We start from the raw sequence: 19,990 nt of genomic DNA, 5'->3' as shown, positions 1-19,990 counted from the left end.
GCATTTACAAGAAAAGGCCAACCACTAAATACGGGTTGACCTCATCATTTAAAGAATGTCTTACGCTTCTAAAAGAATATGAACTAACTTTACAGCACCGTTTTAACCGTGTCTTGGACTTGCTTTAGCAGTCCTTTATAGCCATCTTCATCAAGGTAGCCGATACTTCCAAGCAGCAAGTGACCGACGGATTCAATTCCAACGAAATCAAAAATTCCCGTATCTGATGTGATCTTCAATCCTGCGGTCATACCGATTTCATCGTAGATCGCGTTGGGAGTACCATGTGTATTCACGATAAAACCTTTTTTACCTGTAAGCAGCTTATTAATCCCTTCCGCACCAGCCGTATATGCAAAGCCGTATGCAAATACACGGTCAACGTAACCTTTCAGGATGGCAGGAAGACCTGTCCACCAGATGGGAGAAATAAAAATAATCGTATCCGATTGTGAGATGTATTCCTGCTCGACTTTGATATCAGCCGGGGTTTGCCCTGCTCTCATAGCGGCAGTATCCTCAGGTTTTAATACAGGTTGAAAATCAAGGGCATATAGATCGCGTACAACGACTTCATCACCTTTTTCTTTCAGAGTATTTACAACCGTTTCGAGTATCGCGTGATTGAAGCTTTCTGCGTTAGAGTGAGCATAGATAATAAGATGTTTCATTTTATAACCTCCAGATGTTTTATTGTTATTTTGATATTAATATAGATATCTATACATTTACTTAAAAAAATTTATAATCTGTTTTTGACATGCTCCAGCAGATATTCCAGTTGTTCTTTTTCTTCATCTTTGAGACCACCATAGATGGTTTCTTGTAATCTATTGGAGATCATCTCAAATACAGGCTCTATCTTTCTCCCCTTATCAGTCAGAAATATCAGGGTAACTCGACTATCCTCCCTTTCTTTTTTTCTTTCGACATACCCCAACTTCACTAGCTTGTCGATCAAAACAGTGACAGTGGGTTGCTGACGAAAAATTTTTTGCGTCAATTCCTTAATGGAAAGCCCGTCCTTTTGATAAAGGAACATTAGGATTCCGCCATGAGTAGGAACAATCCCTTCAATTCCATTCGATTCGAGCTCAGACACAATCAATTTATTGATCGAGTCTCTAATGGTTCCTATCAGTGCAGCTGCATTATTTTTTAACATACAAGCATTATTACATAGACATCTATATATATCAAGTGTTGGTTTCAGTCTGATCTGGTTTTAGCATATGAATGATTCAAAGAACTGGGATTAAGTCTGTTATAATGAGATCTAAAATCGATAGGAGCTTGTTAAATGGAGCAGCTTTTAAAGAAAATTCAATACTTGAGTACCCAAGAAAAGAAAACTTTAAAGCAAATATGACTTAAACTAAAATGGTTCATGGTGGACTACTATCGCAGACGCATAAAAAAGCCAAAATACCCAAGTTCCTTACCTGACTTTGAGTATTTTGGCTTACACTGTTTACTTAAAGAGGTATTCGAAGTATGAGATGTTTTAGTTGAGCGTTTGAAGTATCTCAGGTGTAAAGGTCTGAAGATCATGAATTCGGCCTTCACGTATTTTCGTAGCCCATGCAGGATCGCTCAGAAGCGCACGCCCAACAGCTACCAGATCAAATTCATTGTTGTCCAGCCGTTCCAGAAGTTCATTAATATCTTGGTGTCCTGCCCCTTTCCCTTCCGTATAACTTACAAAATCCTCATCCAGACCTACAGAGCCAACCGTAATCGTAGTTTTTCCAGTCAGCTTCTTCACCCATCCGGCAAAGCTCAAATCGGAGCCTTCAAATTCAGGTACCCAAAAGCGACGTGTCGAGCAATGGAAGATGTCCACGCCCGCTTGTACCAACACATTCAGGAATTGCCCCAGTTTATCCGGTGTATCGAACGGTTTTGCGTTGTAATCATTCATTTTCCATTGGGATAGGCGCATGGCAATAGGGTAGTCAGGGCCAACCTCAGCACGAATAGCTTCCACAAGCTCAATGGCGAATTGAGCACGTTTTATGATATCTCCACCATAGCGATCTGTACGTTGGTTCGTTCTCTCCCAAAAGAATTGATCAACCAGATAGCCGTGTGCTCCGTGAATTTCAACACCGTCAAAACCTAGTCGTTTTGCATTCGCAGCTGCATCGACATAGGCGCCAATGACCTTGGCGATTTCTTCTTCTGTCATCGGCTCGGTCACTTTATTGCCTTCCAGATCCAGCCCCGATGGACCAATCGATAGCACTTCGGGATTCGGCTGAGATCCCAAAGGACGAGCCATCCCCATATGCCAAAGCTGTGGAAAAATTTTACTGCCTGCTTTATGAACCTGTCTGACCACTTCAGCCCAACCGTTTAAAGCCGCTTCCCCATAAAAATTAGGTATCCTCGGCTCACTTGTTCCAGCCGGATGGTCAATCACTGCACCTTCAGTAATAATAAGACCTACATCATTCTCTGCGCGACGGCGATAATAAGCGGCTACATCCGGTCCTGGCACACCATTTGGTGAAAAAGCACGGCCCATTGCCGGCATTACAATACGAGTCTGTAAGGTCAGATTATGAATGGTATAAGGTTGAAATAAAGCTTCTGTTGAATGGACATTTTGCGGTTGATTACTCAAGGATTGTACCTCCTCATTTTCTTTTATCGTTTTAAAGGATTATATATAAGGCTCATGCATCATCAAACGGGGTGCAAGTGAAATGTTAGCAATGTTTAATTTATCATTCAACCGACAAAATGTTCATTCTGTTGCTTAACCAAAAGGCTTATAAAATTGTTGTATAACTAAACTCACTTGTTGACAAAACAACACATGTTTATAATGGGGGAATCATTTAATTTACCTGAAAGGAGTGTCTTGAAGATGCCTGGTGTAACCTCACCCAACCCAAACGATCCGCGCGTCATTCGAACACGTAGATTAATTCTCGACGCATTCATTGACCAATTAAATAAGAAAGACTTCTACACGATTACGATCAATGACATTACCCAAAAAGCCACCGTTAACCGTGCTACGTTCTATGCACATTTTCAAGATAAATATGCACTGCTTGAAACTCTTTTGTCAGAAGCATTTTTGGAGCATGTTATTAAGAGGATTGATGCTGAGGCGGGTTTGTCGGAGAGGACCATTCAGAAACTTATTCTTTCGTTATGCGACTATCATGACACTAGTAATCAATGCATCCATAAATATAATTCAGTCGCACCGATTCTGGAAGAACATATTAAGAATCAATTAGAGCATTTCATACTTCAACTCATAACAAGAGGAACCAGTAATACAGACCCAAGAACGTTAGAACTTGCCGCGACCATTTTAAGCTGGTCCATTTATGGTGTAACCTTTCGCTGGAATGTGGAAGGAAAAAAAGAGTCTCCTACGGATTTAGCCGAGAGAGCTGGGCCTTTAATATTCAATGGGGTTGTCTTATCTCTAGTCTCACAAATCTCTTAGCAGAAAATGCGAATAAAAAGGGCCGTCCCCAGTATTTTTCGATCAGTTCCTGGGACAGCCCTTATAGTATTTAGTAAAATAATTGCCTCTTTTATTTAAAGAATTTTCTTAAACATCTCGATAACTTGTTCTTTGCTAGGTATGAACGGATTGCCTGGAGCGCAAGCATCCTTCATTGAGTTCTCGGCAAGCAGATCTAAATCCACTTCATTTACACCCAGTTCAGAAAGTTTGGAAGGAATCCCTACTTCCTTCGACAGGTCTTTGATTCTTTGGATTACATAGTCTGCGCATTCCTTATCCGTTTTCCCCTTATCTTCAAAACCTATGACCTTAGCGATGGCACGAAACTTCTCTGGTACATGCTTGGCATTCTCCTCCTCCACAATCGGCAGCAGCATGGCATTACAAACACCATGAGGCAAATCGTATACGCCGCCAAGCTGATGCGCCATCGCATGAACATAACCCAATCCGGCATTATTAAATGCAAGTCCTCCCAAGAAAATAGCGTATACCATTTGCTCACGTGCTTCTATATCGTGACCGTTGCTCACTGTACGAGCCAAATGGTTAAAAATAATCTCTACTGCTGCCAACGCAGTCGCATCCGTTACAGGATAGGAACCTGGCGTAACCAAAGCTTCAATAGCATGGGTCAAAGCATCTAGCCCTGTAGCTGCCGTTAACGCGGCGGGTTTGTCTACCATCAGCTCAGGGTCGTTGACCGAAATCGTAGCTACACTATTCTTATCAACCATAACCATTTTGACTTTGCGCTCTTCGTCCGTAATGACATAATTAATCGTGATTTCAGCCGATGTTCCTGCTGTGGTATTAATAGCCACAATAGGAAGCGATTTATGCTTGGATTTATGAACACCCTCATACTCGGTTATATGTCCCCCGTTAGTAGCAATAATGCCGATTCCCTTAGCCGTATCCTGTGGTGATCCTCCGCCAATCGAAATTAAAAAGTCACATCCGTTTTCTTGCAGAAACTGAACACCATCATGTACATTTTTACAGCTCGGATTTGGTTTTACTTCATCGTATACCGCATAGTTCAATCCAATATCATCCAGCAAAGATGTAACCTTGCCTGCAATACCACCCTTCATCAAAAATTTATCCGTTACGACGAGAGCTTTGTTTAAATTCAGTTCTTTTATATACGGCCCAACTTCATGCAAACAGCCTGTTCCCATAAGATTAATAGATGGTACAAAAAATACATGTGCACTCATAAAAAATCGGCCTCCTAAAGGATTCACTTCTTATTGCCTCGCTAAATATAGGGCTATCTCTTAAATGTGAAATATTTCACATTTATAATTTTATCTTTATTTTATTTTGATGTCAATAATAAAACAAAGATATTCATTGGTTTTGTTTTTGTTTGTTTAGGTTTTTTCGAATCAGTCCAATATTTGGTACACAACTAATCGGAGGAAGCCTCGTACAACTTAGATGAACATATTCACAATGAGGTGATAACAGCATGACAATCAACAAGAAAGTATTGCTGGCTCTGCTGGCGGTATCACTGCTCCAAGCTCCCCCCTCTTATGCAAAGTCGGTACGGACGACTCCGGTGACAACCGTTTATGTAGATGACCGCCCGCTTCAGCTTACTGCCCAGCCGCTACTGCTAGAAGGAACAGCGCTCGTCCCCATGCGCCAGCTGTTTGAGGCGCAAGGAGCTGTGCTTTCCTGGAACGGATTCAGCAAAACCGTAACAGCAACCAAAACCGACACGGTGCTGACCTACCACATCGGGGAACTCGCTGCCACCCTAAACGGCAAAACGCTGTCCCTGAATGTTCCGGGACAGATCGTTGAGGGCAACACGATGATTCCACTGCGTTTTGTGAGCGAAGCACTTGGGAGCACAGTGAAGTGGGATGCCCTTGCCCGGACAATCCGGATTGCCTCCAGGGACGATTTTTTCACAACAGTTCTTTCCAGGGTCAACCTGCGCAGCAAACCGGATTCATCGGGAGCTTCCCCTTCCCTGCGGCTTATTCAAGCCGACGAAAAGATTCACGTCATCCGCGAGGTCAATGCTCTCTGGCTGGAAGTGCGCACTAAAGACAACCTGACTGGATACATATCGGCAAAACCAAAATACAGCGACTATTCCAGCCCATCCCTTGCGGAACGGCAGGGAGATGAACTCATCGCCTACGGAGAAAAATTTCTCGGTACCCCTTATGAATTCGGCGCAGCAACCGGACAGACATCGACCTTTGATTGTTCTTCTTTTGTGGGGGAAGTGTTCCAGCATACGCTCTCTATCGACCTCTCCCGTGTCTCTTACGATCAGGCTAAAGAAGGGCGGGAGGTCGGGCTGAACGAGCTGCGCAAAGGCGACCTGCTGTTCTTCAGCGCACGCGGGCTAGAGATCGGCCATGTGGCTATCTATGCAGGGAACAACAAATTGCTGCATACCTTCTCCAAAGAACGCGGCGTTCATTTTGACACGCTTGATAGTAAATGGCAGAAACGTTTCGTCACAGCTCGCAGGCTGTTTTAAGACAAACCGGATGGCTAATAATAGCAGGCTATTCCAGTACCACATTCAATATTATCTGATTGCCTTTTGCCGGACGCCTCCCTTGCGGTTTGCGTTCAGGCGGGAAAAGGTATTGATCGTTCCCATTGTTCAACACGTAATTCGATCCTCTTCTCTAGCACTTTCTCTCAAAATCTTGAATTTTTCCCATCAAATCTGCTTAAATAGGTTTAATAGATTGTGCAGAAAACACGAATATGTATGCTAATTATAGACAGGAGGAATCGCTATGCAATTTGAGACAAACCGGCTCATCATTCGTGATATTGGCAGATCCGATTGGGAAAGTATACATAAGTACACGTCATTACCTGAAGTTACTAGCTATACAGCCTGGGGACCAAATACAGAAGAAGATACAAAGGCATATATAGAACAAGTTCTAGCCTCACAGCAGGAACAGCCACGACAAGACTATGAACTAGCCGTTTGTCTGAAAAATAATGGAACCCTGATCGGCGGTGTTGGTATTCATGTCAAAGATACTAATGCAGAATTGGGTTATGTTTTGAATCCAGATTATCAAGGGAAGGGTTATGCAGCAGAGGCAGCACGAGCGTTACTAGACTTTGGATTTAGCACACTTGCTGTCCACCGTATTTATGCAACATGTCGTCCAGAAAACAAGGCCTCTGAGAAGGTTATGCAACAGATCGGAATGCAACGTGAAGGTTTGATGCGTGAACACTGGTACTACAAAGGCGAGTTTCATGATTCATATTTGTACTCTATTCTTGCTGAGGAATATAACAGGACATAAAAGGTATTGTTTATATCTTGAGAAACATGTTGCTGCGATAAAATGATAGTTAAACCATTTTGACTATCTAGTTTGAAAATATATATAGTTGGAAATAGGTGTTGTTAAGAATATGTCTGAGCCATTCTGTAAGGAGTTTTAACGACAAATAGGTTTGAGGAACTTTTCTGAACGATATAATTTTTAATTAAGGAGGGAACACATGGAAGCTTTTGCAGAATATTTAGGGCGTATTGATAACCCCCAACATCGGGCCCGAACGCAAGAGATTTTGGCTTGGGTAACCAAGAAGTTTCCAAATTTAATGGAAAAAATTGCGTGGAGTCAGCCTATGTTTACGGATCACGGCACATTTATTATTGGCTTTAGCGTAGCCAAACAACATTTAGCCGTTGCCCCTGAAAAGGCAGGGATTAATCATTTTTCTGAGTTAATTGTGCAGGCTGGCTATGATCACACCAAGCAGTTGGTACGTATCCAGTGGGATAGTCCAGTTGATTTCTCATTACTTGAGAAAATGATCGAGTTTAATATTTTGGATAAGGCAGACTGTTCAACCTTTTGGCGGGAATAAAAAAAGGTTCCTTTTCTCGTAACTATACATCGAGCATCACAAATAAGTGTTTTTCTTCTCGCCCCCTCTACCATCCTTCCAAATCTCATCCTGCTAATGACCCTTAAAGTAACACTATGCTATAATGTGGAAAGTATGGATGGTTACATGCACAGGAGGATTGGAGCAAAATGATTGGGAAATTTTTAATTTTCTCTCTACTATGGAGTTTGCTCGGCAACCCGTTTTTGGCATTGCTCATACTCCTAATCGTGATCTATATATTGGATCGCAGCTTTGTAGGTGTATTGCCCAGCATCAGCAAACCATGGAAAAGAAGACGCAATGCCGCTCGATTGCGCCAACAGATTGCGCTAAACACCAACGATGTGGCTGCCAAGTTCGATTTGGCTCGTATTTGGATCGAAAGCAAGAAATACCATCAGGCTTTGGAACTTCTATTGGAAATTCAATCCCGCTATGAAGATTCCGCAGACTATTGGAATGCACGAGGAACGGCTGAAGTACACACAAACCATCTGGAAGATGGAGAGCAACATTTACTGAAAGCACTGGACATTAACCCGCGGGTGCAATACGGCGAGCCCTATTTGCATTTAGCCGCAGCTTTCAAGGAACACGACGTAAATAAGGCACTGCACTATCTGCAGCAATTTCAGGAAATTCAATCCTCTTCCAGCGAAGGCTATTATCTGACAGGCTTGATGTACCGAATGCTGGGACGCAAGGATGAGGCCACGGCAGCCTTTAACCAGTCCATTGCCGTCTATCGTTCTCTGCCCAAATACCGTAAACGAAGTGAGCGCAAGTGGGCTGTACGCAGCTTATTCCGTAAATTAATAGGCTAGACGGATCTATATTTTACCTTAACGACCTTTCTCTTCTTTTGAGAAAGGTCGTTTTTACGTTTTATCCACACAGCTCCTCCATCGACCTGAATCGAATCATTTTGTTCCTCCTGATCAGCGTTTTATTTTGTAACCTGTTATTGACATGCCACAAATCTGGTCATATAATCCGCTTATAAACTTTTGAGTTTATAAATAAACCCAAAAGTATAAAACCGGAAAGGACGATCATCTTGTTAAAACCCAGTCTCTACATATCTGCTATATTCATTCTTCTGTTCACCTCAGCTTGCTCATCTACAGGATCGAGTAATCATGAAGCAGCAGAACAACAAAAGCAAAAGGTGGAAGCAATGACTGTAAAAAAAGAACCGCTGTCTGCTTCTTTTCACCTTTCAGGCACACTACAGCCCTATGAAGACACCACCGTATCGTTCGAGTTATCCGGTCTGATACGTGACACACTTGTGAACGTAGGAGACTCTGTATCCCAAGGACAGATCTTGACCAAACTTGATCCATCCAGCTATCAGCTCCAACTGGAGCAGGCTAATACGGCCATTCTTGAAGCACAGGCAGGTATCAAAAATGCTACAGCCGCCATTTCCAGCGCAGATGCCTCCATTCAATCCGCCGACGCGCAAAAAGCAGCAGCTCAAGCTGGAGTCAACAAAGTGAACAAGGGTGCCCGTGAGCAAGAAAGGGCACAGGTCCGTACCAAAGTGCAAAGAGCACAGTCCGCTTTGACTAAAGCACAAGCCACCGCTGAACGCACCAAGCTTTTATATGATCAGGGAGCTGCAACCAAAAACGATTATGAAAATGCACAGCTCGCTTTAACCAACGCCTCCAAGGATCTGGAGGATGCGCAAGAAACCCTCTCCTTAATACAGGAGGGAGCCACATTAGAAGATCGGCAATCGGCAGAATCCAGCTTGCAGCAAGCCCAAGCCGGGAAAGAAGCTGCCATCGCTGCGAAAGAACAGGCAGAAGCCTCCCGAGATAACTCAACTGCGGCATATCAACAGGCGGTCATTGCCAAAAAGCAAGCCGAACTTTCCCTCTCCAAGACAGCTTTAAAAGCCCCCATTTCCGGCGTTATTCTGGAGAAAAAGGCAACGGTGGGGCAATTGGCGAGCACTGGACAGCCGATATATCGTATCGGACAAATCGACAAGCTCAAGGTGCTACTCCCTGTTCCCGATCATGAAATCACCAACTGGAAGCAAGGTCAGACAGTCCAGATTCAACTGTACGATGAGAACAGAGAAGGAACGGTCAGCAAAATTTATCCGGCCACCAACACCAATACGGGCAGTATCAACGTAGAAGTGATTGTTCCTAACCCCCAGCATGATTGGGCTCCGGGACAAGTCGTAAAGGCAGGCCGCCAACTGACCCAGAGTGAGCAAATTTTGCTCCCGGCCAAGGCGGTCATTAATAACGGTACAGATACTTTTGTCTATAAAGTGGTGAACAACAAGGCGGTCAAGACGGTCGTGAATGTCGGCCAGATGTCCAACAATAAGCTCGAAATTACCAAGGGGCTGAATGTCGGGGATCGTATCGTTACCACCGGAGTAAACCTGATTTACGATGGGCTGCCCGTTCAGATCACGGGGGGAACGAGCAAATGATTGCATATTTTATCAAAAAGAAAAAACTGACCCTCTTTATTTTTATCATGGCGATTGTTGCCGGGCTGTATAGTGTCTCCCAGCTTCCCCGCCAGGAAACGCCGGATATTATCAAGAAAACCGCTGTGGTCACGACCTTGTACCCTGGAGCTACACCCCAAAAGGTAGAACAAATGGTCACGAAGCCTCTGGAACAAAAAATGAAAGAAATCAATCATATTAAAAAGATTTCTTCTACATCCGAAAATGGACTTTCGACGATTATCATTGAGACAGAAGGCAACGCCAATGCTACGGAAGCCTGGGATGCATTACGCAAAAAAATGAACGATGCCCAGTCTTCTCTGCCCACAGATGCTCAAAAGCCTGTCGTTAACGATGATTTGAATAAGGTATTTATCCATTCCTACGCCATCACGGGGGACTCTGTGGAGCAATTGTATCAACTAAATGATATGGTGAAATCGTGGAAGGATCAATTAAAAACCATTCCCGGTGTATCGGAAGTAACAATCAAGGGATTACCGGATCAAGAGGTTCAGATTCAGATTGATGCTCAAAAGCTCCAGCAGTACCATATCAGTTGGGAACAGCTCATGGGTGCAGTGCAGAAGGAAAATGAGCAATATCCGATAGGCAATCTGGATTACAACGAACGCACATACCGAATGAATGTGACGCAGTCCAAGAATGCTCAAGATTTGAGTAAGGTCATTATTTCCAAAACTGAAAGTGGCGCTCCTGTGTATCTCAGTGATGTGGGCAGCGTTTTACTTACGCAAAATACCAGCAGTTACATGGCCTTTTTTAACGGTAAGCCAGCTATTACACTGACGATTAACGGTAATACCGGCTCTGACGTAGACACGATTTATAGTAAAGTAAATCAAGAAATGCAGTTGTTAAAACCGGATCTGCCTAATACGTTTCAACTGAATACATTATTTTCACAGACCGAGCGGATTGATCATATTTTTCATGGCTTGACCCGTGAATTGCTGTTTGCTATTGCAGCTGTTGTTATTGTATGTACATTGGGATTGAATGTGGTCACATCTTCCTTTGTCGCACTGGCTATTCCCATTTCGATTGCCATAGGCTTCATTATTCTTCCTATGCTCGGCGTAACGCTGAATCAAGTTACCGTCATCGGCCTCATTATTGTAATGGGGATTCTAGTCGATGATGCTGTGGTGATTAATGATAATATTGAACGTAGAATGATGACCTTGGGTGAGAGCCCCAAGATAGCAGCATTAAATGGAACGAAAGAAGTTTCCATTTCCATTTTGACCGCAACCCTGGCAACTGTAGCCTCCTTTGCCCCGCTGTTCTTTTTATCAGGCGATGCAGGCTCCCTTATCAAACCATTACCGTTTGCTGTTATTTTTACGTTATTGGCTTCCATGCTCATGTCCTTTACCGTCATCCCAATCTTTAGAGAATGGTATGGACAACGAAGTCAAAAAACGCCCAACTCCACCATGAAGCCGCCGGGACTGCTGGGAAAACAAATTGATGCTCTTCGTAACGCATATGCCGGCAAGCTTATTCCTAAAGTGATTAAACGACCTGGATTATATGCTGCATTAGGATTATTGATCAGCACCTCACTGTACGGTGTACTTGCTCTGATTCCGATCGACCTCTTCCCCAGAACAGACGATCCGCAATTAAGCATTAATGTGCGTATGCCCATAGGCACTTCTATAGAAGAAACCAAGCGGGTCACCGAGGATATTGCCAAATGGGTGAAGCAGCAGCCTCATGTGGAAACGATCAGTTATGCGGCGGGCGGCGACGCTCCCCAGTTGTTTCAAGATATGACCGCTGACGCCAAAACAGGCACAACCGTGGGTCAGATTGCTATTGTTGGGGAAGAAGGTGTATTTGATCCCGATGAAATGGCAGTCAAATGGTCCTCTATCCTAAAGGATCGTTATCCGGGTCAATCCATTTCCTTGAAAATAGCCAAAGTGGGGGTGCCTCTCGGTAAGCCGATCTCCATTCGGATTTTAGGCAATGATGTAGGTCAGCTGCGTTCGTTGTCACAGCAGTTAAAAGAAGGCATTATGGCTACCAGAGGAACACAGGACATACAAGACAATATGGAAAATGAAGGCTATACGTTGGATTTCCAAATCAATAAACAAGCGATGGATCAATATCGGATTAGCAATAATGATCTGACACGTACACTCTTGTTAATGGGTAATGGCGTGAGCTTTAGCCGATTTGATACGGGGAAAGATTTGATCAATATTAAGCTGAAGCTAAGCCAAACCGATCAAAATCCTGAAAATTTGTTTCAGCAATTGAATGTGACGAATGCCAATGGTGTTCAAATCCCTTTATCTCAATTGGCTGAGTTGAAACCATCCTTTGCAACACAAAAAATTAACCATTATAATTTAAAGCGTTCGATTACTGTTGAAGCTGAAGTTCACGGCCGTACAGCTTCCGAAGTCATGAAGGATGTCAAGCTTAAATTGCAGGACATTAAATTTCCTCCAGGCTACACTTGGGAAATTGGCGGCGAGATTTCAGGACAAGATGACATTTTATCAGAAATAGGATGGTTATATGTTGTCGTCATCCTATTAATCTTCATGCTGATCTTTTTGCAATTTTATTCTTTCTCGACTCCACTCATCATATTGACTACCGTGTATATGGCAGCAGCAGGCGGATTTCTTGGCTTGTTCATTCTAAATACACCGATTACTTTTATGGGCGTGTTGGGCTTAATGACCTTGGCAGGTATTGTCGTACGTAACGGCATTGTGCTGATTGAGTTTATTGAGGATGCAAGACGTGAAGGGATCGAACTGAAGGAGGCGGTTATTGCAGCGACCAAAGCGCGTTTCCGTCCCATATTGCTTACTTCACTGACAGCCATTGTCGGTCTGATTCCGATTGCGCTTATTGGAGAGCTTATGTTTAGACCGCTGGCGTATACCATTATGTTTGGATTGATGTACTCGACCATTCTTACGATGTTTGTGGTTCCGTCCTTGTATATGGTTATTGCCCGCTGGAAATTAAAGAGACAGAGCAAAAAATTGGGGGTACAATGAAAAAAATAACGAGTGAAGATATTATCTATGCCGCCCTTTCCCTGTTTTCTGAAAAAGGGTACGATGCCACCTCGGTGGATGAAATTGCCCGCAAAAGCGGGATGGTCAAGGCTTCCTTTTATAAATACTTTCAAAGTAAAGAAGAGTTGCTGCTGGGGACAATCGTCCTGATTGAAAAACTTCTTGATGCAGATATTAAAGAACTTTATTTGAAGCACCAGCTACCTTCCCGTGAAAAGTTGAGACAACTGTATTTGATTGCGCTGGGCCGGATTTATAAGAATAAAGTTCATTTGCTGGTATACTCCGTCCCTTTAATCGGTTCTAAGGAAGAAAAAATCGCACAAGCCATTGATCGTGTTGAACATTATTTGTCTAACGTGATGGTTGATTTCTTAATTGATGCTTATGGACAATCTATACGTGACTATGCGCACGATATCAATTTTGTCATCAAAAGTATCATTATTAATTCCTTCCGAATGAGCGATTCAGAACTGTCCTCGACGGAGCATAAAACACTGGCTGAATTTATCGTCAGCATTACGGATATACTGGCACAAGGAATGTTGAGCCCTGATGTTCAACATCAAATCATGTGGGGCCGCGATTCCGTATTCTATGAAGATTCTGATCAAATCTGGACCAAAGGAAAACAAATCTCCTATGCACTGCAACGTATAGATACGGTTCTGAAACAAACTAAATTAAATGAAGCTACCCGGAATGAATATGTGCAAATCCTAAGCAGATTACAGCGTGAGCTCTCGGAAGAAAACGTGGAAATAGCTCACGTGAAAGCCCTCCTTCTATTTTTGGGGCAGTTGCCCGAGTTGCTGGAAGACTGTACCAAGCTGAAGGCTGTATTGGAGATTTAGCACGCCGAAATGCATAAAAAGAGGTTCATGATGGTCAGTTTCTACTGCCATCATGAACCTCTTTCTTTAATATACTTTGTCCGATCCAAAGCATCCTCTCACGCTCACCGTAACGGTGCATAACCAAGCCGATTCAGCTCTTCCGCAATCACGCGATAACCACGACTGTTCGGATGCACCCGATCTAACGAAAGCAGTGCCCGTTCATAGCCCTCAAATGCGGGGTAAATGTTCGCCACCCGGTAATTTGGTCCGCCCAATGTATAGAGAAACGAGTTATACTGGCGCACATATACTCCCGCCTCCCTCACCCCTGGAAAAGGATTATATAATCCCACCATTCGAATGATAAATGGCTCACGCTGACCGGACTTTATCTGATACAGGGCATATACAATTTGGCGTACATGTTCTTTGGTGTGATTCAACGCTTGCGGAATGGAAGAACCCGACGAGCCGGAACCTCCGGCAAGGGCGCTGATGTATGGGCGTAGATCATTCCCACCGATCGTTACCGTTATGAGTTCAGCCCGGCTGAGCGCCGACCGAAAAAGCGTATTGTTGCGGACCATTGACAGCAACTCCTGCGATGTCAGCCCGTTGATTCCCAGATTCTCGTAACTGACTGGCGTACGGAGATGTCTTTCTGCCATTCGCCGATAGATTGGTACAAATCCGCCGCTCAGCAACGTCCCTGCACCTGTTGTTAAAGAATCTCCAATCGCTGTGTAGTGGTACGCCAATGAAACCCACCTCCCTTTTTCTACATAACATATCTTATGTAGAAAGAGGGACGCGGGACCCGTAGATTCGCTTATTCTTCGTCTATTTCATATACACAATGGAATTGCCCACCCTCTGGCAAATCCTCTGATCCATATACGGCAAAGCCCACGTTGCGGAAGAAATCTGCCCCCTCCGCATCCGTGTCCACAGTAAGCCGTTTCGGCTTACGCTCCTGAATGAGCGTAAGCAGCATACCTCTAGCATATCCTCTATGACGGTTTTCAGGCAACACGGCTAGATGACGGATTACGGTTGTTCCATCCTCTTGCTCCTCAAAGCCGACAATACCTACAATAAGTCCTTCATCTTCTACACCGAACAGCTTCCAGTCATCCGAGGCTTGATAAGTACGTAAAGCTGCCTCTCCCCGTTCAGGGTGATCCAACACGGCGTAGGTTATCAGCTCCAGAACCTCCTCACGATCTGAATCTGTTTTAATATTTTTAAACATTGTTTGTCGTCTCTCCTTAATAACCTGAAATTAGGATTACACTCTAATTCTCTATAATAAGCAACGGCCAGTTATCAAGCCATTGCTTCTCAAATACACGCTGCCGAAAAGCCGTTGTGTGACGAAACAAAGGGCTTTGCCGTACCCGCATATCCAGTAAATCTTCCAATCCATGCGGACAAATAACCTCTATTTGATCCTTGTCATTCAATCTAACCGCTATAGCCGTTGCCGTCTCTGGCCAGCGGCTCATCGCATCTTCTACCGAGGAATACGGAGCCTCCCCGTTGCGAATATGCATCCGAGCCTGATTTTTGACAGACCAGTTACGTCCGGCCTGCTTACGGTTCAAGGACAATTCTAGATACTCATCTCGTTCCTCTAGCGTATTTTTCGGGTCAAAATAAATAACATCAATATCGTTTAAAGGTGTAGCGGTTGTATAGCCATGGAGCTTGTCCCAAACCCGGTTACGTACATAGCCTGCGGCAATGCAACCTTGCGGCAGCCTAAGATCTCGCACATAGTGCAAGTCTTGCAGTACCTGCGGATCATTCATATATTGTATGATTCGTAGCACATTTTCTTCCGACTTCATCCTGCACTCAACTCCCCTTTTATGATGACAGTTGCTGCACCGATTCTCCTCCTTGAGCCGCGATCCGTGCTGTACGCTGCATCAGACGGCGGCGTGCGACCAGAAGGAACGGAATACCAATCACAACCGACAGGGCAACCGGAACAAAAACGGCAAGCGGCGCCGTTTGACCATAGATATCCAGCAGCCAGCCACCAAATAAAGGAGCCAGCACGCTTCCCAAATTATTAAAGCCGATTGTACCGAAGTAGGTCCCTTTATATTGAGCATCTGCAATTTGGTCAATCAATACGTCCAGCATCGTGAACAATAACACTTCACCAACTGTAAACAGCACCATATCCAGTATAAACATCCAGCCTGAGTTTAGCATACCGCACAGCAACAGGCTGACCGCAATACATATATTCCCTGCAATCAAGGAATTCACCGGCGAAAATTGGCTTGCCAGTCGCACCAGCGGATATTGAAATGCCAATACACAAACCGCGTTGACCGTCAGCATGTATGTAAACCACCGGGTTCCTTCCTCGAAGGATAAGGACAGGAATTGAGGCATTGTGGAATTGGAATGCGCATAGCCCATCACACAAAATACCGTTCCCAGCAAAATCGGCATAAACACCGGATCACGGCTGGCTGTACGGAACGCCTCGCCCATCCGCAGTGGAGCCTCTCCCGCCGCTGTACCTATATGCAGATCCGATGCATAACGGGCAAATTGAATCAACAACAGCACCCCGTACAGAGCATACACACCAGCGGCAACCATAAACGGCGTACCCGTAGATGCAGATCCTAACATTAAACCAAGCAACGGCCCTGCCACCACACCAACATTAATGGCCGCATATCTCATATTGTAGATGAGCAGTCTTTTCTCCTTCGGGGTTACATCTGATAACAGCGCCCGCGAGGTTGGCTCGAACAAGGATCTGCACAGTCCATTCAGAGCATTAATGACAAAAAAGGCCCAGGCCGCTTCCGCCAACGCAAAAGCAACGAATACAAGCGCCCAGCTCGCAATGGACACCAGCATCACCTTACGCCGTCCGATTCGATCTGAAATATAACCACCGTAAAAGCTGGCAAAAATGCCGACCAACGAGCTGACCGATACGATCACCCCCGTATGAAAGGGGGACACCCCTAAACGGGTGGTAAGGTAAATAGACAAAAACGGGATACTCATGGATGTCGCCATCCGCCCAAAAATAGTACCGACAATAATCGTCCAGGCCAGCGGGTGAATGGAACGCAACTGTTCTTTCATATATGTCTCTTACGTCCTCCTTCCGTATGCAAGTCTAACAAGGGAGAACCTGTCTAGCACCGGTGAATATAGTGTTCCAGTTCTAAACACGTTGCTTGATAGACAGATTGGAGCGCAGACAACTTCGCTTTCGCATTCTCGAGTCGGTTCTCCCGTGCAAGCTGTTCAATATCGGACAGCAACGAGGACAAACGTCCGACACCCAGACTCACGCTGCCTGATTTCAACTCATGAGCAGCCTCTACAACTTTTGTGGCTTCGCCTGCCGCAGCCAGTTCATTTAACTTTTTGATTTTGGCAGGTGTATCACTTGTATACATTTCGATCAATGACTCCAGTAGCCCCGTGCTGCCATCCTCGTCCAGCAGCATAATTTCACGTATAACTTCCTCATCCAAAATCGGCTCGGCTTCCGGCTTTGGAAGCCATTTTACAAGCTTTTCAGAGAGCTTTTCAATCGTTACTGGCTTCATCAAGTAATCGTTCACTCCAACCTCCCGGCCCCGTGCCTGATCCTCCTCGGACACATTTCCGGTCAAAGAAATGATCGGTACAGGTGGTTGCTGGTTTTCTGCTTCCCGCTGTCGGATCGCTTTCGCCGCATCATGACCATTCAGCAGAGGCATATGATGATCCATTAGAATACAAGCGTAGGAGCGTTCGGAGGCCGCTCTTACTGCGGCTTGTCCATCCTCAGCAAAATCAATATGCTGGAATCCCAAGTGGTTAAGCTGTAATTGCACCACCTGCCGATTCACCCGATTATCCTCAGCCACCAAAATAGTTTGAGAATGACTATGCTCACGCAGCAACTCGCTAAATGCCTTCAAATCACCATTTTCATGCTTCTCCATTTCGCCTGCCTGCTCCAATCCTTTCATGAGGGGAATTTCAAACCAGAACGTGGAGCCTTGGCCTTCTGTACTGACGACCCCAATTTCTCCTTGCATGAGTTCCACAAATGAACTGCATATCCATAACCCTAGACCCGTTCCTCCATATTGGGAGGCGCTGCCTTCACCGGCTTGTACATAAGGCTGAAACAGCTTATTCTGATCCTCCGGTGAAATCCCTATACCCGAATCCTGCACCTCAAACCGAACACGTTGGGAGTCTTTTGTTTCCTCCACTAATTTTGTTCGAATGATGAGCAATCCTTCACTCGTAAATTTATTCGCATTGTTCAACAGATTGAGCAAGATCTGCATGATCCTTGCCGAATCTCCCTCCAGATGCTCTGCCACACCGGTATCGGTCTCTATACTCAACCGGTTACCCATCTGATAGATTTGCGGCTCCAACAACTGAGCAACATGGCTCATAATCGCCTGAACTCTGACGTTTCCGATCTCCAGTTCCATCTGTCCTGCTTCCACTTTGGATATATCAAGCAGATTATTAATCATGTTCAACAACAGGGAGGCTGACTCACGTATCACACCGATGGCCTGCCGTTGATCCGGGGAAAGTTTGGATGAACCTAACATTTCGATCATTCCAAGTATTCCGTTCATTGGCGTTCTGAATTCATGACTAACCACAGCCAGAAAAGTGCTCTTGAGGTCATTAGCCCGTACCGCTTCTTCCTTTGTCCGTGTTAATTCCGCATTGCTTTTGGCAAGCTGACGCTGCAGATTGACCAGCTCATTGTTCATCGCTGAAAATTCATTCAGCAGCTTTTCTTCCTCAGCCTTGCTTTTCACAATCTCATCCGTTAATTGTTCGACCGTTTTCCGCAGGACAGCCATTTCTGCTGTCGGTTCCTTCATATTAAAAGGCCCCCTTTACAAAATGACTAACAGGTTTATAAAACTAACCTTATTTCCTGAGCGAAAGTAAGTCACCTGCAACCTCCAGCGCTTCCTCCGCACCTAGTGCGTATCCGTCCGCCCCTACTTCCTGCCACAAGTGGGAATCGAGATTAAAAGGCAAGCCTCCGACCATAATTTTCACATGGCTAGTCGTTGGGTCTTGCCGAATGAGAGCAGTCAACTCTTTCACTAGATGGACATGGTAAGCCATGGTAGCTGAGATAGCCACCACATCCGCCTTGTAACCCGCAATAGCCTGAAGCAGACTCCGGTTAGGTACATTGGCGCCTAAATAATACGTATCCCAACCATCCATTTCAAATATATCAGCCAGCATACGCAGACCAATTTCATGCTGCTCGCTGCCTACACACGCCGCCACTAGGCAGCGTTCCTTACTTCCACTCCCCATCCATCTGGGGTACAGGCTGGAAATAATAAATTGAGTCACGGCAGTGCAAAAATGCTCTTGACCGACGGTGATTTTGCCTTCATGCCATAGACGACCTATTTCATATTGCGAAATTTGAAAAATATATTTATACGTATGTTGAATAGAGATGCCCTCATCCAGCAAGCGGACGACCCAATCCAAAGCCGGTCTACGATTACCTGAGAGTAAATATTCCAAATATTGATCCACGTCAGCAGCATAGGGATTATCATCTGTAATAAAAGAGGCATACTCCTCTTTCTTCCCTATTTGCTGTATCCCCAAATCCAGATGCTCCAGCACCATGGTTTTATCCGTATGGTCGAAGTGCTCTACCAACGTCTCCTGGATTAATCTGAAATTGATGCTCAAATCTTCTTGGGTTATGCCGAAACCCTCCAGAAGCTTTTTTAACCAGGAAACATACTGTGTAAATAAAATAGGGCTGTTCATGATTACACTTTCAGCCAAATAGTTCAAACTATATATGGAATCCTGTTTTGTCTTTATTTTACCGTTATCCCCAAAACGCTGCAAAAGATCGGGCTGTAATTCGTATTGCTTATGGGTAACTAATTCAGCCAAAGCTCCTGCTTGCATCAATAGCGATTCACCTGCGGTATATTGCTGTATACTCATGTACAGCTCCTTCCCCGACAAGGTTTTGTATTCGAAACAGGTACTGGGGATTTGTTCCGGACGTGACTATTAGACAATTATACCTGATTTGCGTCTCTACATTAACCCTACTCCCCCATAATACGACAAAAAAATAAAATACCGAAAAGTCGGTATTTTATCTAAAGCAGATTTAACCTGC

18 protein-coding genes are annotated in these 19,990 nt (G+C 44.5%); 8 read left to right on the top strand and 10 right to left on the bottom strand.

The window, feature by feature from the left end; all coding sequences use genetic code 11:
• Window positions 1-89: 89 nt before the first annotated feature.
• From T3H97_RS09630 to T3H97_RS09620, 3 genes are all read right to left on the bottom strand, one after another.
• The gene (locus tag T3H97_RS09630) at window positions 90-671 is read right to left on the bottom strand and encodes an NAD(P)H-dependent oxidoreductase (RefSeq protein WP_025718538.1); all 582 of its coding nucleotides are present in this window, start codon (window positions 669-671) and stop codon (window positions 90-92) included.
• 71 nt (window positions 672-742) lie between these two features.
• Complete coding sequence (locus T3H97_RS09625) at window positions 743-1,165, bottom strand: MarR family winged helix-turn-helix transcriptional regulator (protein ID WP_328802399.1); 423 nt, start codon at window positions 1,163-1,165, stop codon at window positions 743-745.
• Window positions 1,166-1,504: 339 nt separating this feature from the next.
• Window positions 1,505-2,626, bottom strand: a complete 1,122-nt coding sequence (locus T3H97_RS09620) for an NADH:flavin oxidoreductase (protein ID WP_328802398.1) — start codon at window positions 2,624-2,626, stop codon at window positions 1,505-1,507.
• 246 nt (window positions 2,627-2,872) lie between these two features.
• On the opposite strand from T3H97_RS09620, the gene T3H97_RS09615 reads away from it, so the two are divergent.
• On the top strand, window positions 2,873-3,469 hold the full coding sequence (locus T3H97_RS09615; protein WP_167686438.1) for a TetR/AcrR family transcriptional regulator: 597 nt from the start codon (window positions 2,873-2,875) through the stop codon (window positions 3,467-3,469).
• 95 nt (window positions 3,470-3,564) lie between these two features.
• On the opposite strand, the gene T3H97_RS09610 is transcribed toward T3H97_RS09615, so the two are convergent.
• Entirely contained in the window at window positions 3,565-4,716 is a 1,152-nt protein-coding gene (locus tag T3H97_RS09610; protein ID WP_328802397.1) for an iron-containing alcohol dehydrogenase, read from the bottom strand.
• 254 nt (window positions 4,717-4,970) lie between these two features.
• Between T3H97_RS09610 and T3H97_RS09605 the strand changes: the two genes are divergently transcribed.
• From T3H97_RS09605 to T3H97_RS09575, 7 genes are all read left to right on the top strand, one after another.
• Window positions 4,971-6,005: a C40 family peptidase gene (locus T3H97_RS09605; RefSeq protein WP_328802396.1), complete on the top strand. Its 1,035-nt coding sequence runs from the start codon at window positions 4,971-4,973 to the stop codon at window positions 6,003-6,005.
• 268 nt (window positions 6,006-6,273) lie between these two features.
• A complete protein-coding gene (locus T3H97_RS09600; protein WP_328802395.1) occupies window positions 6,274-6,804 on the top strand; it encodes a GNAT family N-acetyltransferase in 531 nt (176 codons plus the stop codon).
• Between the two features lie 202 nt (window positions 6,805-7,006).
• The gene (locus T3H97_RS09595; RefSeq protein WP_328802394.1) at window positions 7,007-7,378 is read left to right on the top strand and encodes an iron chaperone; all 372 of its coding nucleotides are present in this window, start codon (window positions 7,007-7,009) and stop codon (window positions 7,376-7,378) included.
• Between the two features lie 170 nt (window positions 7,379-7,548).
• Window positions 7,549-8,226, top strand: a complete 678-nt coding sequence (locus tag T3H97_RS09590; RefSeq protein ID WP_328802393.1) for a tetratricopeptide repeat protein — start codon at window positions 7,549-7,551, stop codon at window positions 8,224-8,226.
• A gap of 353 nt (window positions 8,227-8,579) precedes the next feature.
• Window positions 8,580-9,863 (top strand): efflux RND transporter periplasmic adaptor subunit, encoded by a 1,284-nt coding sequence (locus tag T3H97_RS09585; protein WP_328802391.1) that lies wholly within the window; start codon window positions 8,580-8,582, stop codon window positions 9,861-9,863.
• Entirely contained in the window at window positions 9,860-12,940 is a 3,081-nt protein-coding gene (locus T3H97_RS09580) for an efflux RND transporter permease subunit (RefSeq protein ID WP_328802390.1), read from the top strand. The genes T3H97_RS09585 and T3H97_RS09580 overlap by 4 nt, the downstream gene beginning before the upstream one ends.
• A complete protein-coding gene (locus tag T3H97_RS09575; protein WP_225999203.1) occupies window positions 12,937-13,818 on the top strand; it encodes a TetR/AcrR family transcriptional regulator in 882 nt (293 codons plus the stop codon). The genes T3H97_RS09580 and T3H97_RS09575 overlap by 4 nt, the downstream gene beginning before the upstream one ends.
• 104 nt (window positions 13,819-13,922) lie before the next feature.
• On the opposite strand, the gene T3H97_RS09570 is transcribed toward T3H97_RS09575, so the two are convergent.
• The 6 genes from T3H97_RS09570 to T3H97_RS09545 all read right to left on the bottom strand — a co-directional run bounded on the left by T3H97_RS09570 (window position 13,923) and on the right by T3H97_RS09545 (window position 19,809).
• On the bottom strand, window positions 13,923-14,561 hold the full coding sequence (locus tag T3H97_RS09570; RefSeq protein ID WP_328802389.1) for a GDSL-type esterase/lipase family protein: 639 nt from the start codon (window positions 14,559-14,561) through the stop codon (window positions 13,923-13,925).
• Window positions 14,562-14,632: 71 nt separating this feature from the next.
• Complete coding sequence (locus tag T3H97_RS09565; protein WP_250244627.1) at window positions 14,633-15,055, bottom strand: GNAT family N-acetyltransferase; 423 nt, start codon at window positions 15,053-15,055, stop codon at window positions 14,633-14,635.
• 43 nt (window positions 15,056-15,098) lie between these two features.
• Window positions 15,099-15,653 carry a nucleotidyltransferase family protein gene (locus T3H97_RS09560; protein WP_328802388.1) on the bottom strand — a complete coding sequence of 185 codons (555 nt, stop codon included), beginning with the start codon at window positions 15,651-15,653 and terminating at the stop codon, window positions 15,099-15,101.
• A gap of 19 nt (window positions 15,654-15,672) precedes the next feature.
• Window positions 15,673-16,926 (bottom strand): MDR family MFS transporter, encoded by a 1,254-nt coding sequence (locus T3H97_RS09555; protein ID WP_328802387.1) that lies wholly within the window; start codon window positions 16,924-16,926, stop codon window positions 15,673-15,675.
• Between the two features lie 53 nt (window positions 16,927-16,979).
• Entirely contained in the window at window positions 16,980-18,695 is a 1,716-nt protein-coding gene (locus tag T3H97_RS09550) for an ATP-binding protein (RefSeq protein ID WP_328802386.1), read from the bottom strand.
• A gap of 49 nt (window positions 18,696-18,744) precedes the next feature.
• A complete protein-coding gene (locus tag T3H97_RS09545) occupies window positions 18,745-19,809 on the bottom strand; it encodes a cobalamin B12-binding domain-containing protein (RefSeq protein ID WP_328802385.1) in 1,065 nt (354 codons plus the stop codon).
• Between the last annotated feature and the right edge of the window lie 181 nt (window positions 19,810-19,990).

This window comes from Paenibacillus sp. LX16 (assembly GCF_036252815.1).
Lineage (GTDB): Bacteria > Bacillota > Bacilli > Paenibacillales > Paenibacillaceae > Paenibacillus > Paenibacillus polymyxa_B.
The sequence above is the reverse complement of the archived record's forward strand: the minus strand, read 5'-3'. Positions and strand labels throughout refer to the sequence as shown.

What these genes read in the sequence shown, in the direction of transcription:
- T3H97_RS09630 (WP_025718538.1), bottom strand. Translation starts at nt 671, where the DNA reads ATGAAACATCTTATTATCTATGCTCACTCTAACGCAGAAAGCTTCAAT.
- T3H97_RS09625 (WP_328802399.1), bottom strand. Translation starts at nt 1,165, where the DNA reads ATGTTAAAAAATAATGCAGCTGCACTGATAGGAACCATTAGAGACTCG.
- T3H97_RS09615 (WP_167686438.1), top strand. Translation starts at nt 2,873, where the DNA reads ATGCCTGGTGTAACCTCACCCAACCCAAACGATCCGCGCGTCATTCGA.
- T3H97_RS09610 (WP_328802397.1), bottom strand. Translation starts at nt 4,716, where the DNA reads ATGAGTGCACATGTATTTTTTGTACCATCTATTAATCTTATGGGAACA.
- T3H97_RS09605 (WP_328802396.1), top strand. Translation starts at nt 4,971, where the DNA reads ATGACAATCAACAAGAAAGTATTGCTGGCTCTGCTGGCGGTATCACTG.
- T3H97_RS09600 (WP_328802395.1), top strand. Translation starts at nt 6,274, where the DNA reads ATGCAATTTGAGACAAACCGGCTCATCATTCGTGATATTGGCAGATCC.
- T3H97_RS09595 (WP_328802394.1), top strand. Translation starts at nt 7,007, where the DNA reads ATGGAAGCTTTTGCAGAATATTTAGGGCGTATTGATAACCCCCAACAT.
- T3H97_RS09590 (WP_328802393.1), top strand. Translation starts at nt 7,549, where the DNA reads ATGATTGGGAAATTTTTAATTTTCTCTCTACTATGGAGTTTGCTCGGC.
- T3H97_RS09585 (WP_328802391.1), top strand. Translation starts at nt 8,580, where the DNA reads ATGACTGTAAAAAAAGAACCGCTGTCTGCTTCTTTTCACCTTTCAGGC.
- T3H97_RS09580 (WP_328802390.1), top strand. Translation starts at nt 9,860, where the DNA reads ATGATTGCATATTTTATCAAAAAGAAAAAACTGACCCTCTTTATTTTT.
- T3H97_RS09575 (WP_225999203.1), top strand. Translation starts at nt 12,937, where the DNA reads ATGAAAAAAATAACGAGTGAAGATATTATCTATGCCGCCCTTTCCCTG.
- T3H97_RS09565 (WP_250244627.1), bottom strand. Translation starts at nt 15,055, where the DNA reads ATGTTTAAAAATATTAAAACAGATTCAGATCGTGAGGAGGTTCTGGAG.
- T3H97_RS09560 (WP_328802388.1), bottom strand. Translation starts at nt 15,653, where the DNA reads ATGAAGTCGGAAGAAAATGTGCTACGAATCATACAATATATGAATGAT.
- T3H97_RS09555 (WP_328802387.1), bottom strand. Translation starts at nt 16,926, where the DNA reads ATGAAAGAACAGTTGCGTTCCATTCACCCGCTGGCCTGGACGATTATT.
- T3H97_RS09550 (WP_328802386.1), bottom strand. Translation starts at nt 18,695, where the DNA reads ATGAAGGAACCGACAGCAGAAATGGCTGTCCTGCGGAAAACGGTCGAA.
- T3H97_RS09545 (WP_328802385.1), bottom strand. Translation starts at nt 19,809, where the DNA reads ATGAGTATACAGCAATATACCGCAGGTGAATCGCTATTGATGCAAGCA.